General features: G+C 72.7%; 11 protein-coding genes and 1 pseudogene. 8 read left to right on the forward strand and 4 right to left on the reverse strand.

Translation table 11 applies throughout. The features are described from left to right. Window positions 1–11: 11 nt before the first annotated feature. The 8 genes from ACSDG8_RS23060 to ACSDG8_RS23095 are packed head-to-tail and all read left to right on the forward strand — an operon-like array spanning window position 12 to window position 9,417. The gene (locus ACSDG8_RS23060) at window positions 12–1,256 is read left to right on the forward strand and encodes a M20 family metallopeptidase (RefSeq protein ID WP_210893896.1); all 1,245 of its coding nucleotides are present in this window, start codon (window positions 12–14) and stop codon (window positions 1,254–1,256) included. Further along, window positions 1,253–2,695 carry an aldehyde dehydrogenase family protein gene (locus tag ACSDG8_RS23065; protein ID WP_210893898.1) on the forward strand — a complete coding sequence of 481 codons (1,443 nt, stop codon included), beginning with the start codon at window positions 1,253–1,255 and terminating at the stop codon, window positions 2,693–2,695. Before ACSDG8_RS23060 ends, ACSDG8_RS23065 begins: the two co-directional genes overlap by 4 nt. Before the next feature lie 22 nt (window positions 2,696–2,717). Further along, complete coding sequence (locus tag ACSDG8_RS23070) at window positions 2,718–3,662, forward strand: ABC transporter permease (RefSeq protein ID WP_210893899.1); 945 nt, start codon at window positions 2,718–2,720, stop codon at window positions 3,660–3,662. Further along, the gene (locus tag ACSDG8_RS23075; RefSeq protein WP_210893902.1) at window positions 3,659–4,543 is read left to right on the forward strand and encodes an ABC transporter permease; all 885 of its coding nucleotides are present in this window, start codon (window positions 3,659–3,661) and stop codon (window positions 4,541–4,543) included. Before ACSDG8_RS23070 ends, ACSDG8_RS23075 begins: the two co-directional genes overlap by 4 nt. Before the next feature lie 5 nt (window positions 4,544–4,548). After that, on the forward strand, window positions 4,549–5,535 hold the full coding sequence (locus ACSDG8_RS23080; protein WP_307856234.1) for an ABC transporter ATP-binding protein: 987 nt from the start codon (window positions 4,549–4,551) through the stop codon (window positions 5,533–5,535). Continuing rightward, window positions 5,532–6,356, forward strand: coding sequence for an ATP-binding cassette domain-containing protein (locus tag ACSDG8_RS23085; protein ID WP_210893906.1), 825 nt, complete (start codon window positions 5,532–5,534; stop codon window positions 6,354–6,356). The genes ACSDG8_RS23080 and ACSDG8_RS23085 overlap by 4 nt, the downstream gene beginning before the upstream one ends. Further along, the gene (locus tag ACSDG8_RS23090) at window positions 6,353–7,108 is read left to right on the forward strand and encodes an SDR family NAD(P)-dependent oxidoreductase (RefSeq protein WP_210893908.1); all 756 of its coding nucleotides are present in this window, start codon (window positions 6,353–6,355) and stop codon (window positions 7,106–7,108) included. Before ACSDG8_RS23085 ends, ACSDG8_RS23090 begins: the two co-directional genes overlap by 4 nt. A gap of 8 nt (window positions 7,109–7,116) precedes the next feature. Continuing rightward, window positions 7,117–9,417 carry an arylsulfatase gene (locus ACSDG8_RS23095; protein ID WP_210893910.1) on the forward strand — a complete coding sequence of 767 codons (2,301 nt, stop codon included), beginning with the start codon at window positions 7,117–7,119 and terminating at the stop codon, window positions 9,415–9,417. 75 nt (window positions 9,418–9,492) lie between these two features. On the opposite strand, the gene ACSDG8_RS23100 is transcribed toward ACSDG8_RS23095, so the two are convergent. The 4 genes and pseudogenes from ACSDG8_RS23100 to ACSDG8_RS23115 all read right to left on the reverse strand — a co-directional run. Then, window positions 9,493–10,794: a dihydrolipoamide acetyltransferase family protein gene (locus ACSDG8_RS23100; protein WP_210893912.1), complete on the reverse strand. Its 1,302-nt coding sequence runs from the start codon at window positions 10,792–10,794 to the stop codon at window positions 9,493–9,495. Window positions 10,795–10,808: 14 nt separating this feature from the next. After that, window positions 10,809–11,783, reverse strand: a complete 975-nt coding sequence (locus ACSDG8_RS23105; RefSeq protein WP_210893914.1) for an alpha-ketoacid dehydrogenase subunit beta — start codon at window positions 11,781–11,783, stop codon at window positions 10,809–10,811. A gap of 28 nt (window positions 11,784–11,811) precedes the next feature. Next, the gene (locus tag ACSDG8_RS23110; protein WP_210893916.1) at window positions 11,812–12,942 is read right to left on the reverse strand and encodes a thiamine pyrophosphate-dependent dehydrogenase E1 component subunit alpha; all 1,131 of its coding nucleotides are present in this window, start codon (window positions 12,940–12,942) and stop codon (window positions 11,812–11,814) included. A 115-nt stretch (window positions 12,943–13,057) separates the two neighbouring features. Then, window positions 13,058–14,392 (reverse strand): annotated as a pseudogene (locus tag ACSDG8_RS23115) (aspartate aminotransferase family protein); the annotation flags it as partial. Window positions 14,393–14,400: the final 8 nt, after the last annotated feature.

A 14,400-nucleotide genomic window follows, 5' to 3' on the forward strand; every position in this document is an offset into this window, starting at 1 on the left:
CCTCCGACGCCATGACGTCGGACACCCATGCCTCCCTCCGCGCCGGCCATCTCGTGGACGAGCAAGCCGTCGTGTCGCTCACCCAGGACCTGGTCCGCATCCCCTCGACCTGGGACGCCGCGCAGGGGCGTAGCGAGCAGCCCGTGGCGGAGCTCGTCGCGGAGATCATGCGGGGCTTCGGCTGGCGGCCGGAGGTCACCGAGGTCGTCCCCGGGCGGCCCAACGTCGTCGCGGTGGTGGACGGCGGCCTGCCCGGCCCGACGCTGATGTTCGAGGGGCACACCGACGTCGTCACCGAGGGCTCTCCCGAGGAGTGGACGGTCGACCCGTTCGGCGGCGACATCGTCGACGGGCGGCTGTACGGTCGCGGCTCCGCCGACATGAAGGCCGGTGTCGCCGCGATGATCCACGCGGCCCGCGCCGTCGAGCTGGCCGGGCCGTTCCCGGGCCGGATCGTGGTGGCGGCCCTGGTGGACGAGGAGGGCCAGATGCTCGGCGCGAAGCACTTCACCACCACCGCGCTGGCCCGCGAGGTGGACGCCGCGATCATCTGCGAGCCGGAGGCGGAGGAGATCTGCGCGGTCGCCAAGGGCGCGGTCCGCCTGCTGGTCACCTGCACCGGCAAGATGGCGCACGGCGCGATGCCGCAGCACGGCCGCAACCCCGTCCCCGCCGTGGCCGAGCTGGTCGCCGCGCTCGGCCGGTTCCAGAAGGAGCTCCAGGCCGACCCGGGTGAGCACGAGCACCTCGGCCTGACGTTCCTGACCCCCACCGTGCTGGACGCCGGCTCCGCCGACCAGCTCAACGTCATCCCCGGCCGCGCCGTCCTCGGCGTGGACTGCCGGACCGTCCCCGGCGTCGACCACGCCGCCCTCGCCGCGCGTGTCCGCTCCGACGCCGACGCGATCGGCGCCCGGCACGGTGTCAGCTTCGCCGTCGAGGTGGTCGACGACCGGCCGTGCGCGGTCACCCCGGAGGACCACCCGATCTCGCTCGCCGTGGCCGACGCGCACCGCGCCGTCACCGGTACCGCGCCGGTCTTCGGCGGCGTGCCCGGCGCGACCGACGGCACCATCCTGTGGCGCGACAGCGGCATCCCGAACGTGGTGTACGGCCCCGGCCCGAAGTGGATCGCCCACCAGCCCGACGAGTACGTCGAGGTCGACGACATCGTCCGCAAGACCAAGGTCTACGCCGAGGCGGCGCTGGCCTTCCTGACCGGCGCCACCGGCGCGCGGGCGGGTGAGGCGTCGTGACCGCGCAGGAGCTGCTGGCCGCGCTGCCCGCCGGACTGCCGATCGGCGCCGGCTGGGCCACCACCGCGCAGACCGCGCCGGTGCGTTTCCCGTACGACGGCAGCACCGTGACCCAGGCGCCCTGGGGTGACCCCGCCGACGCGGAAGCTGCGGTCGAGGCCGCGCACGAGGTCGCCGCGGAGATGGCCGGCCTGCCCGGCCACCGGCGGCGCGCCATCCTGACGACCGTCGCCGCCGAGATCCGCGCCCGCGCCGACGACCTCGCCGAACTGCTCGTCCTGGAGACCGGCAAGCCGCTTGTCGACTGCCGGGTCGAGGTCGCCCGCACGCTCGTCACGCTGGAGACGGCGGCCGAGGAGGTGGGGCACCTCACCGGCGAGACGGTGGCGCTGGACATGCAGCCGGCCGGCGAGGGCATGCTCGGCTTCTGGGTACGCCGCCCGGTGGGTGTCGTCGTCGGCATCACCGGGTTCAACTACCCGCTGCTGCTGGCCGCGCACAAGGTCGCGCCGTCGGTGGCGGCGGGCTGCCCGGTGATCGTCAAGCCGGCGCCGAACACGCCGCTGGCCACGCTGGTGCTGATCGACCTGTTCCGCCAGGCGGGCTGCCCGGCCGCCGGCGTGCAGCTCGTCACCGGCGGCGTCGAGGTCGGCAAGCTCCTGACCACCCACCCGCGCGTCGCCGCCGTGTCGTTCACCGGGTCCGCGCAGGTCGGCCACCAGATCGCCCGCGCCGCGGCCCCGCGCAAGGTGCTGCTGGAACTCGGGTCCAACGCGGCGCTCGTCGTCGGCCGCGACGCCGACCTCGACCGGGCCGCGGAAGCGGTCGTACGCGGCGGGTTCTACGCCTCCGGCCAGGCGTGCATCAGCGTCCAGCGGGTGATCGTCGAGGAGCCGGTCCGCGAGGCGCTGCTGGAACGCCTCCAGCCGCTGCTGGAGACGGTCACGACCGGCGATCCCCGGTCCGCCGACACCCGCGTGTCCGCCCTGGTGGACGAGGCGTCCACCGAGCGGGTCCACTCGTGGGTGGACCGCGCGGTCGCCGGCGGCGCGCGCTGCCTGGCCGGCGGTACGGCGCAGGGCCGGGTGCTGCAACCGACAGTGCTCGTCGACGTCCCCGAGGACGCCGAGTGCTGGGCGGAGGAGATCTTCGGGCCGGTGGTGTGCGTCAGGTCGGTGCCGGACATGGACGCGGCCGTCGAGCTGGTCAACCGGTCCCGCTACGGGCTCCAGGCGGCCGTCTTCACCCGCGACCTGGCGGTGGCCCTCGACGTCGTGCGCCGCCTCGACGTGGGTGGCGTGCTCGTCAACGAGGTGCCCGGCTTCCGCGCCGACAACATGCCGTACGGCGGCGTCAAGGACTCCGGCATCGGCCGGGAGGGACCGCGCTTCGCCATGGAGGAGCTGACCGTGACCAAGATGGTGATGATCAGGCCATGACTCGGAGTGGGAGCACACACGCATGGTGATCTACTTCGTCCGGCGGCTGGCCATCCTCGCGGTATCGCTGTTCGCCGCGTCGATCCTCGTCTTCACGATGCTGTCGCTGCTGCCGGGCGACCAGGCGCAGGCGATGCTCGGCGTGAACGCCACGCCGGAGGCGCTGGAGGCGCTGCGGGAGCAGTTCGGGACGAACCGGCCGTTCAGCGAGCGGTACCTGGAGTGGGCCGGCGGCCTGATCCGCGGTGACTTCGGGATCTCGCCGCTCAGCGGGGTTTCGGTCGGCTCGGAGATCTCCGACAAGCTCGGCGTGACAGTGCCGCTCATCCTGGCCGGGATGACGCTGGCGCTGCTCATCGCCGTACCGCTGGGCATCCTCGCCGCGGTGAAGAGCCGCACCGCGATCGGTACGGCGCTGTCGGCGCTGAGCCAGGTCGGCATCGCCGTTCCGTCGTTCTGGCTCGGCATCCTGCTCATCACCGTGTTCGCGGTGAAGCTGCAGTGGCTGCCCGCCGGCGGGTTCACCGGGTGGGACGACTTCGGCGGCGCCGTGCGGGCCCTGCTGATGCCGGCGCTGGTCCTCGGCGTGGCGCAGGGCGCGATCCTGATGCGCTACGTCCGGTCCGCGGTGGTCGAGGTCATGCAGGAGGACTTCATCCAGACCGCGCGGGCCAAGGGTCTGAGCCGCACGCAGGCGCTGACCCGGCACGCGCTGCGCAACGCGGCCATCCCGGTCATCACCGTCCTCGGTCTGCAACTGGCGACGCTGCTCATCGGCACCGTCGTGATCGAGAACGTCTTCGGCCTGCCCGGCCTCGGCCGGATGCTGCTGCAGGACGTCGGCAACCGCGACCTGCTGAAGGTGCAGGGCACAGTGATGGTGCTGACGGCCGCGGTGCTTCTGATCAACTTCGTCGTCGACGTGGTCTACCACGCGGTCGACCCCAGGCTGAGGAGCAAGGCATGACATCAGTCGCCGACGCCCCACCGGACGCCACCGCCGACGTCGTCGCGGCCGGCCCCGTCAAGCCGCGCCGCCGCTGGAACCTCACGCTGGTGATCGGCGCCGGCCTGGTGGGCCTGGTCGTCCTCACCGCGCTGGTGTCGTTCCTCTGGACGCCGTACGACCCGACCCGGGTCGACCCGTCGCAGACGCTGCTCTCCCCGGGCGGCGAGCACTGGCTCGGCACCGACCACTTCGGCCGGGACATCGTCAGCCAGATCCTCGTCGGCGCGCGGACCACACTGTTCGTCGGTGTGGTCGCCGTCGCGATCGCCGCGGCGGTCGGCGTACCGCTGGGTCTGCTCGCCGCCACCGGGCACCGCTGGCTCAGCGAGCCGGTGATGCGGGCGCTGGACATCGTCTTCGCCTTCCCGGCCATCCTGCTGGCGATCATCCTGGCGGCCGGCTTCGGCGCCTCCACGCTCACCGGCATGATCGCGATCGGCGTCGCCAACGTCCCGGTGTTCGGCCGCCTCACCCGGGCCGGCGCGATGCAGGTGCTGCAGAGCGACTTCGTGCTGGCCGCGCGCAGCTACGGCCGCCGGGGCGTGGTGCTCATGGTGCGGTACGTGCTGCCCAACATCGCGGCCCTGCTGATCGTCCAGGCGTCGGTGTCGTTCGCGCACGCGGTGCTCGCCGAGGCGGCGCTGTCCTACCTCGGGTACGGCACGCCGCCGCCGACCCCCACCTGGGGCCGGATGCTCCAGGAGGCCCAGAACTACTTCGTCGTGCAGCCGATGCTCGCCGTCTGGCCCGGTCTGGCCATCGCCCTGTCGGTGCTCGGTTTCAACCTCATGGGCGACGGGCTGCGCGACGCCCTCGACCCGCGGCTGAGAGGACGGTGACCGGCGTGAGCGGGCTCGTGGTGGAGGACCTCGTCGTCAAGGTCCACGACATCCAGGCCGTCAAGGGCGTCTCGTTCGAGATCGGGCGGGGACGCCGGATGGGGCTCATCGGCGAGTCCGGCTGCGGCAAGTCGCTGACCGCGCTCGCCCTGATGGGCCTGCTGCCGCACGGCGTGACGGCGTCCGGGCGGGTGCTGCTCAACGGCCGGAACCTGCTCGACCTGTCCGACAAGCAGATGTGCGCGGTCCGCGGCAACGACATCGCCATGGTGTTCCAGGAGCCGATGACGGCGCTGAACCCGCTGATGCGGGTCGGCAACCAGGTCGCCGAGTCGCTGCGGCTGCACAAGGGCATGAACCGCGCGGCGGCCTCCGCCCGCGCCGTCGAACTGCTCGAACGGGTCCAGCTGCCCGAGCCCGACCGCACCGCGCGCAAGTACCCGCACCAGCTCTCCGGGGGCCAGCGCCAGCGCGTCGTGCTGGCCATCGCGCTGGCGTGCGACCCGGCCGTGCTGGTCGCGGACGAGCCGACCACCGCGCTCGACGTCACGGTGCAGGCGGAGATGCTGCGGCTGATGGACACGCTGGTGCGGGAGGAGGGCGCGTCCCTGCTGCTGATCACGCACGACCTGCCGGTGGTCGCCAGCATCTGCCAGGAACTGCTCGTCATGTACGGCGGCTCGATCGTCGAGCACGGCGACGTGGCCACCGTCTTCGACTCGCCACGGCACCCGTACACGGCGGGCCTGCGGGCGTCCACCGTGCTGGAGAGCACCGACGGCACCGGCCGGCTGTCGACCATCCCGGGCCGGGTCCCGTCGCTCGGGTCCTTCCCGAACGGCTGCGTGTACCGCAACCGCTGCCCGCGCGCCGACGACGTCTGCCGCACCGTGCCGCTGCTGACGGCGCCGCCCGGTAGCACCCAGCGGGCCGCGTGCCACCACCCGATCGAGAGCGACCAGCCCCTAGGAAGCGGGAAGGCCAGCGCATGACCACCACCCCGTTGCTGGAAGCCGTCGACGTGGTGCGCGAGTACCGGTCGCCCCGGCGGTCCCTGCGGACGCCCGGGCAGCCGATTCGCGCGCTGGACGGCGTGAGCGTGCAGGTCCACGAGGGCGAGGCGTTCGGGATCGTGGGGGAGAGCGGCTCCGGCAAGTCCACGCTGTCGCGCATCCTCATGGCCCTCGACCAGCCGACGTCGGGCACCGCGTTCTACAACGGCCAGCGCATCAGCGGCGTACCGGAGCGACGGCTCGCGTTCCTGCGGCGCGACGTGCAGATGGTGCTCCAGGACCCGATGTCGTCGCTGAACCCGCGGATGCCCGTCGCGGACATCATCGCGGAGCCGATGCGCGCGCTGCGCCTGCCGGGCGACCACCGGGCCCGCGTGGCCGAGCTGATGCACTCCGTCGGCCTGCCCGAGGAGGCGGTGACCCGCTACCCGCACCAGTTCTCCGGCGGCCAGCGGCAGCGCATCGCGATCGCCCGCGCCCTCGCGGCGGGGCCGAAGGTCATCGTGGGCGACGAGCCGGTCAGCGCGCTCGACGTCTCGGTGCGCGCGCAGATCCTCAACCTGCTCACCGACCTGGCCGAGCAGTTCAAGCTGACCCTGATCCTGGTCTCCCACGACCTGTCCGTGGTCCGGTATCTCTGCGACCGGATCGCGGTGATGAACCAGGGCCGGATCGTCGAGACGGGTGACACCGAATCGATCTACTCCGACCCCCAGCACCCCTACACCCAGAGGCTGCTGTCCGCGGTGCCCACCCTGAGCGGCGACCTCCTGGACCGATTCAACAGGAGCAGCACATGAGGTTGGTTGACCGCGTCGCCGTCGTCACCGGAGGCGCCAGCGGCATCGGACTGGCCACCGTCGGCCGGCTCGTCGAGGAGGGCGCGCGCGTCGTCATCGCCGACCTCGACGGCGACCGCGCCGCCGAGGCGGCCGCCGGCTTCGGGTCCGCCGTCGTCGGCGTGGCCTGCGACGTCACCCGGGCCGAGGACTGCCGCGCCGCCGTCGAGACCGCCGTCGAGCGGTTCGGGCGGCTAGACCTCATGCACGCCAACGCCGGTACGCCGTTCACCGGCCCGGTCGACGAGGTGGACCAGGCGACGCTGGACCGCGTGATCGACGTCAACCTCAAGGGCGCGTTCTGGACCGCGCAGGCCGCCGCGCCCGCGCTGATCGAGGCCGGCGGCGGCTCGATCGTGTTCACCGCGTCCCTGCAGGCCGTCATCGCCCGCCCCCGGTACGCGCCGTACACCGCCGCCAAGCACGGCGTCATCGGCCTGATGAAGGCGCTGGCGCTGGAACTGGCGCCGCACGGCATCCGGGTCAACGCGATCGCCCCGGCGGCGACCGAGACGCCGATGCTCTCGGCGTTCCTGGGCGGCATGGGCGACGTGCCGGACAGCGCCCGGGAGAACTTCCGCGCGTCGATCCCGCTGGGCCGCATGGCGACGCCGCGCGACTCCGCCGACGCGGTGGTGTTCCTCGCCAGCGACGAGGCGCGGATGGTGACGGGCCACACGCTCGTCCTCGACGGCGGCACGACGGCCGGCTGAGGCGCACCGTGACCAGTTCGCTGGCGGACCCCCCGTACGAGGGCACGATCGGGCGCACCTACCACGAGTCGACGGAGCACTGGAGCGCGCCGCCGTCGGCCGCCCCGGGCACCCCGAACGTGGTGTACGTGCTGCTGGACGACGTCGGGTTCGCCGACTTCGGCTGCTTCGGCGCCGAGATCGACACTCCGACGATCGACCGGCTGGCCGCGTCCGGGCTGCGGTACACCAACTTCCACACCTCGCCGCTGTGCTCGCCGACCCGGGCCAGCGTGCTCACCGGCCGCAACCACCACAGCGTCGGCATGCGCATGCTGTCCAACTTCGACAGCGGCTTCCCCAGCGGGCGGGGCCGGATCACGCACGCCGCCGCCACCGTCGCGGAGATGCTCGCCGACGCCGGCTTCAACACCATGGCGGTCGGCAAGTGGCACGTCGCGCCGCTGGAGCACACCACGCCGTCCGGGCCGTACGACCAGTGGCCGCTGGGCCGCGGCTTCGAGCGGTACTACGGCTTCCTGGAGGCCGAGACCGACAACTTCTATCCGGAGCTGGTCCACGACAACCACCAGGTTGACCCGCCGGCCACCCCGGAGGAGGGCTACCACCTCACCGAGGACCTGACCGACCGGGCCATCGGGTTCGTCCGGGACCAGACGTCGTTCACGCCGGAGAAGCCGTTCTTCCTCTATCTGGCGTACGCCGCCGCGCACGCGCCGCACCAGGCGCCGCCGGAGTACCTGGCGAAGTACCGGGGCCGCTACGACAGGGGCTGGGACGTCGTCCGCGCGGACCGGCACCGGCGGCAGATCGGGCTGGGCATCATCCCGCCGGACGCGCCGCTGCCGCCGCACAACCCCGGCGTCGTGCCGTGGGACGACGTGCCGCCGGAGCAGCGGCGCCTGTTCGCCCGCATGCAGGAGGCGTACGCGGCGATGGTCGACCACACCGACGCCCAGCTCGGGCGCCTGGTCGACTTCCTGGAGCGGATCGGCCGCCTGGACAACACGATCTTCGTGGTCATGTCGGACAACGGGGCGAGCCCCGAGGGCACGCCGCTCGGCACGCTCAATCCCACCGCCTTCCAGAACCGGGTGCCGGAGAACCTCCAGGACAGCCTGGACCGGATCGACGAGATCGGCGGCCCGCGGGCGCAGAGCAACTATCCGCTGGGCTGGGCGCAGGTCAGCAACACCCCGTTCCGCCGCTACAAGCAGCACACCCACGAGGGCGGGGTCCGGGTGCCGTTCGTGCTGAGCTGGCCGGCCGGTGACGTGCCCGGCGGGCAGGTGCGGACGCAGTTCCAGCACAGCATCGACGTCACCGCGACGGTGCTCGACCTCGTCGGGGTGCAGCCACCCGCGGTGCGCCGGGGCGTACCGCAGATGCCGCTGCACGGCCGCAGCTTCCGCGACGGGCTGCGCGACCCGGCGGCGCCGCCGTCGCGGGACCGCCAGTACTTCGAGATGTTCGGCCACCGCGGCATCTACCACCAGGGCTGGAAGGCTGTCGCGTTCCACGAGCGCGGCACCTCGTGGGACGAGGACCGCTGGGAGCTGTACCGGATCGACGAGGACCCGACCGAGAGCCGGGACCTCGCCGCCGAGTACCCGGAGGTGCTGCGGCGTCTCGTCGAGGAGTTCTGGATCGAGGCGGCCCGCTACGACGTGCTGCCGCTGGACGACAGGGGATTCGCGATCCGGGCCCGGGTGCCACGTCCCGGGTCGGTGCGGGACCGGCTGGTCTTCACCTACCTGGCGGGCGTGCCGACGGTCTCCGGCGCGGCGGCGCCGCCGACGATGAACCGCTCGCACGCCATCACCGCGCGGCTGAGCCGCACCGACGCCGCGCAGGGCGGCGTGATCGTGGCGCTCGGCAACGTCAGCGGCGGCTACGTGCTGCACATCAAGGACAACCACCTGGTGTACGAGTACAACTATCTCGGCGACCACCACGTGCTGCGGTCCGAGGGCGAGCTGCCGCTCGGGCCGGTGGAGCTGACGTTCGAGCTGACGAAGACCGCCGACTGCCAGGGCGCCGGCCGCCTGTACGTGGACGGCGAGGCGGCGGGCGAGGCGCTGTTCCCGCGACTGCTGCCGTTCTTCCACGGGTTCGCGGGCATGGACATCGGGCGCAGCATCCACTCGCCGGTGTCGCCGAGCTACCCGGCCCGGCACGAGTTCTCCGGTGAGCTGGAGTACGTGCGGTTCCGGCTCGCCGCGTCCGAGGAGATCGGCGAGCCCATCGCGGCGGCGGACGACGTCGCGCCGCGGCCGTCGGCCGGAGTGGGGTTCGAAGTAGTGGACTGACGCGCTCGGCGCGTACGGCGACGGCGCGTGGACGGACCTCGTTGTCCGTCCACGCGCCGTCCGTCTGCCGGGGCCTCAGCGCAGGGCCAGGCCCCACAGCGGGTCCTCCAGGAACCGCCCGACGTGGGCGAGTACCCGGCTGCCCAGTTCCCCGTCCACGAGCCGGTGGTCGAAGGACAGCGACAACTGCACCGTCCACCGGGGAACGACCTGCTCGTCGACGACCCACGGCATGCGGCGCAGCGCGCCGAGGCAGAGGATCGCCGCCTCACCGGGGTTGAGGATCGGCGTGCCGGCGTCCACCCCGAACACACCGATGTTGGTGATGGTGATGGTGCCGCCGGACAGGTCGGCGGGACGGGTACGGCCCTCCCGCGCGGTGCCCGCCAGCTCGTTCAGCGCGACCGCGAGGTCCCGTACCCCCAGGTTGTGCGCGGCCTTGATGTTCGGCACCAGCAGGCCGCGCGGCGTCGCGGCGGCGATGCCGAGGTTGACGTCGGCGAACCGGACGATCTCCTGGTTCTCCTCGTCCCACCGGGCGTTGACGTCGGGGTACCGGCGGATCGCGTCCAGCACCGCCAGCGACGCCACGAGCAGCGGGCTGACCTTCACGCCCTGGAAGGCCGGGTCCTGCTTCAGCCGGTCCACGAACTCGACGGTGCCGGTCATGTCGACGGTGAGGAACTCCGTGACGTGTGGCGCGGTGAACGCGCTGGCGACCATGGCGGCCGCCGTCGCCTTGCGCACCCCGCGTACGGGCAGGCGCTCGTCCCGCCGTACCGCCTCGGTGGCCCCGGGCGCGGGCCGGGCGGTGTGGTCGAGCAGGTCCTGGCGCGTGATGAGACCGCCGGGACCGCTGCCGCGGACGTCGGCCAGCTCCACACCGAGGTCCTTCGCGAGCTTGCGCAGCGGAGGCTTGGTGAGCACCGGCGGTCGGGACGTGTGCGGCCCGCGGACCGGCTCGGCCGGGCGGACCGACGGCGTGGCGCGGCGTGGCCGGCGGGTCCGCGCCTGCGCGGACACGCCGTAGCCCACGAGCACCGCGGTCCGCTCCGCCGCCGGTTCCTCGGCGGCCGGTTCGTCCGCGGTCGGCGGCGCGGCGGCGGGCCCGTCGGCGGGCGCCGCCGGGCCGTCGCCCGCCGCCCGGATCGCGATGATCGGCGAGCCGACGTCGACGGTCTGGCCCTCCTCGGCGAGGAGGCGGTCCACCACACCGGCGTACGGGCTGGGCAGCTCGACGACGGCCTTGGCGGTCTCGATGTCCACCAGGATGTCGTTGAGGCGCACCGTGTCGCCCGGCGCGACCCGCCAGGTGACGATCTCGGCCTCGGTGAGTCCTTCGCCGACGTCGGGCAGGCGGAACTGCTGAACTGTCATTGACACCTCTCCCTTCAGGCGGCGAGGACGCGGTCGACGGCGTCGAGGATCCGGTCCAGGTCGGGCAGGTACTCCTCCTCGACCTTGGCCGGCGGGTACGGCAGGTTGAAGCCGCCGACCCGCTCGACCGGCGCCTCCAGCGAGTAGAAGCACCGGCTCGTCACCTGCGCGACGACCTCGGCGCCGAATCCGGCGAACGTGGGGGCCTCGTGGACCACCACCGCCCGCCCGGTACGGCGGACGGACTCCTCGACCGTGGCCACGTCGAGCGGGGAGATGGACCGCAGGTCGATCACCTCGATGTCACGTCCCTCCTGTGCGGCGGCCTCGGCGGCGGCGACGCAGGTGGCGACGGTGCCGCCGTACGTCAGCAGCGTCACGTCGGCGCCGGGGCGCACGACCCGGGCGCGGTCCAGCGGCAGCGGCGGCCCGGCGTTCTCGGGCGTCACCTCGCCCTTGACCCAGTAGCGGCGCTTCGGCTCGTAGAAGATCACCGGGTCGTCACCGGCGACGGCCTGCCGGATCATCCAGTGCGCGTCGTCCGGACTGGCGCAGTAGACGACGCGCAGCCCGGCGGTGTGCGCGAAGTACGCCTCGTTCGACTCGCTGTGGTGCTCCACCGCGCCGATGCCGCCACCCACCGGGATGCGCACCACCACCGGAAGGGCGGTACGGCCACCGGTGCGGGCCCGCATCTTGGCCAGCTGCGAGACGATCTGGTTGAACGCGGGGTAGACGAAGCCGTCGAACTGGATCTCGCAGACCGGGCGGTACCCGCGCAGCGCCAGGCCGATGGCGGTGCCGATGATCCCGGACTCGGCGAGGGTCGTGTCCACCACCCGGGCTTCGCCGAAGTCCTTCTGGAGGCCGTCGGTGACCCGGAAGACGCCGCCGAGGCGGCCGACGTCCTCGCCCATCAGGAGGACCTTGTCGTCGTCCTCCATGGCGCGGCGCAGGCCGCTGTTCAGTGCCTGACAGAGAGTGAGCATGAAACGAGTTCTCCGATCGGGGCGGGCGTCAGTCGAGGAAGGAGGCGCGGTAGGCGACGAACGCGTCGCGCTCCTCCCGCAGAAGCTGGGGCACGTCGGACAGCACGGTGGCGAAGGCGTCCGTCAGGTCCGGCGCCGCCAGGGCCAGGCACTCCCGGCGGGTCCGGTCGGCGAGTTCGTCCGCCTCGGCCTGGATCTGGCCGAGGAACGTCTCGTCGCTCCAGCCCTCGGCGCGCATCAGCGCCTCGACCCGGGCCAGCGGGTCCCGCGCCCGCCACGACTCCAGCTCGTCGTCGGTGCGGTACCGGGTCGGGTCGTCCGACGTGCTGTGCCCGCCCATCCGGTACGTGGTGGCCTCGACGATCGCGGGGCCGCTGCCGGTGCGGGCGTGCTCGGTCACCGCTGACGTCACCGCGTACACCGCGAGCACGTCGTTGCCGTCGACCCACTCGCTGCGCAGCCCGAACCCGGCGCCGCGGCGGTGGATCGGCGTACGGGTCTGCGAGGCCGTCGGCGTCGAGATGGCCCACTGGTTGTTCTGGCAGAAGAACACCATCGGCGCGTTGTTGACGGCGGCGATGTTCATGGCCTCGCTCGCGTCGCCCTCGCTGGCCGCGCCGTCACCGAAGTACGTCACGACGACCATGTCGCTGCCGTCGCGCTGCACGCCGAGGGCGTACCCGGTGGCGTGCAGCAGCTGGGCCGCCAGGACCAGCGTGTAGATGTGGAACGAGTACGGCTCCGGATCCCAGCCGCTGTGCGCGACGCCCCGCCACTGGCGGAGCAGGTCGGCCGGGCCGATGCCGCGCCACAGGGCCGCCGCGTGCTCGCGGTAGCTCGGGAAGACGTAGTCGTCGGCGCGTACCGCCGCGACGGAGCCGACCTGTGCGGCCTCCTGTCCGCGGCACTGCAGCCACAGGCCCAGCTCGCCCTGTCGCTGCAACGCGAACGCCTCGTCGTCGAGGCGGCGGGCGAGCCGCATCCCCCGGTACAGGTCGCGGGTGAGGCGGCCGAGGGCGTCGCGGTCGACGTCGACGTCCGGGTGCAGGCGTCCGTCCGGGGTGACGAGCTGGGTCCAGCCCTCGGCGGAGCGCGGAAGGTCGATGGTGCCGGTGAAGGGGTTGGTGACCGTCGGGTCGGCGAGATCTACGGTAGTCATTCGTCACCTTCTGGGTGCGGGGTCTCCGCGTCGCCGGGGTCGCCGGCCGTCTCGCGGATCTCGGATATGGGACCGCCCGCCGGGGTGGACCCGGCGGGCGGTGATGTTCGTCCGGCTAGACCGTGTGCCGGTCGGCGAGTGTCAGCGCCTCGTCGAGGACCGCCAAGCCCGCCTTGGCCTCCGTCTCCGACACGGTGCACGGCGGCACCACGTGGATCCGGTTGAAGTTGGCGAACACGACCAGGCCGTTGCGCTTGCACTCGGCCAGCACGTCGTTCATCTCCGGTGACGACGACCCGTACGGCGCCAGCGGTTCCCGGGTCTCGCGGTCACGGACCAGTTCCAGCGCCCAGAAGACGCCGAGCCCGCGTACCTCACCGACGCTCGGGTGCCGCTCGGCGATCTCCCGCAGCCCCGGGCCGAGCACGTCCGCGCCGATGCGGGCGGCGTTCTCGACGATGCCCTCGTCCCGCATCGCGTTGATGGTCGCGACGGCGGCGGCGGTGGCCAGCGGGTGACCGGAGTAGGTCAGCCCGCCGGGGTAGGGGCGGGTGGCGAACGTGTCGGCGACGTGGTCGGCGATCACCACACCGCCGAGCGGGACGTAACCGGAGTTCACGCCCTTGGCGAAGGTGATCAGGTCGGGCGTCACGCCGTAGTGGTCCAGGGCGAACCAGGCGCCGGTACGCCCGAACCCCGCCATCACCTCGTCGGCGATATAGAGGATGCCGTGCCTGTCACACAGCTCGCGTACGCCGGCCAGGAAGCCCGGCGGCGGCGGCATGATGCCGGCGGTGCCCGGCACCGTCTCCAGCACGATCGCGGCGATGGTGGACGGGCCCTCCATCTCCACGACCCGTTCGAGGTGGCGCAGCGCGAGGCGGCTCTCCTCCTCCTCGGTCGTCGCGCCGAACTCCGACCGGTAGAGGAACGGGCCGAAGAAGTGCACGACCCCGGCGGTGCCGTTGTCGCTGGGCCAGCGACGCGGGTCGCCGGTCAGGTTCACCGCGGTCTGGGTGCCGCCGTGGTAGCTGCGGTACTGCGACAGCACCTTCGGCCGGCCGGTGTGCAGCCGGGCCATCCGGACGGCGTGCTCGATCGCGTCCGCGCCGCCGTTGGTGAAGAACACCTTCTCCAGGCCCGCCGGGGTCCGCTCGGCGATCAGCCGGGCCGCCTCGCTGCGGGCGTCGTTGGCGTACGACGGCGCGATGGTGCACAGCTTGGCGGCCTGCTCCTGGATCGCCGCGACCACCGCCGGGTGCTGGTGGCCGATGTTGGTGTTGACGAGCTGGGAGGAGAAGTCCAGGTAGCGGTTCCCGTCGCCGTCCCAGAAGTACGAGCCCTCGGCGCGCTCGACCACCATCGGGTCGAGCAGGGACTGGGCGGACCAGGAGTGGAAGACGTGGGCGCGGTCGAGTTCGTAGGTGCGGCGTGCGCTGGTGCTCATGGTGGCCTTTC

The sequence above is a fragment of the Micromonospora sp. LA-10 genome, assembly GCF_051853095.1.
Taxonomy (GTDB): domain Bacteria; phylum Actinomycetota; class Actinomycetes; order Mycobacteriales; family Micromonosporaceae; genus Micromonospora; species Micromonospora echinospora_A.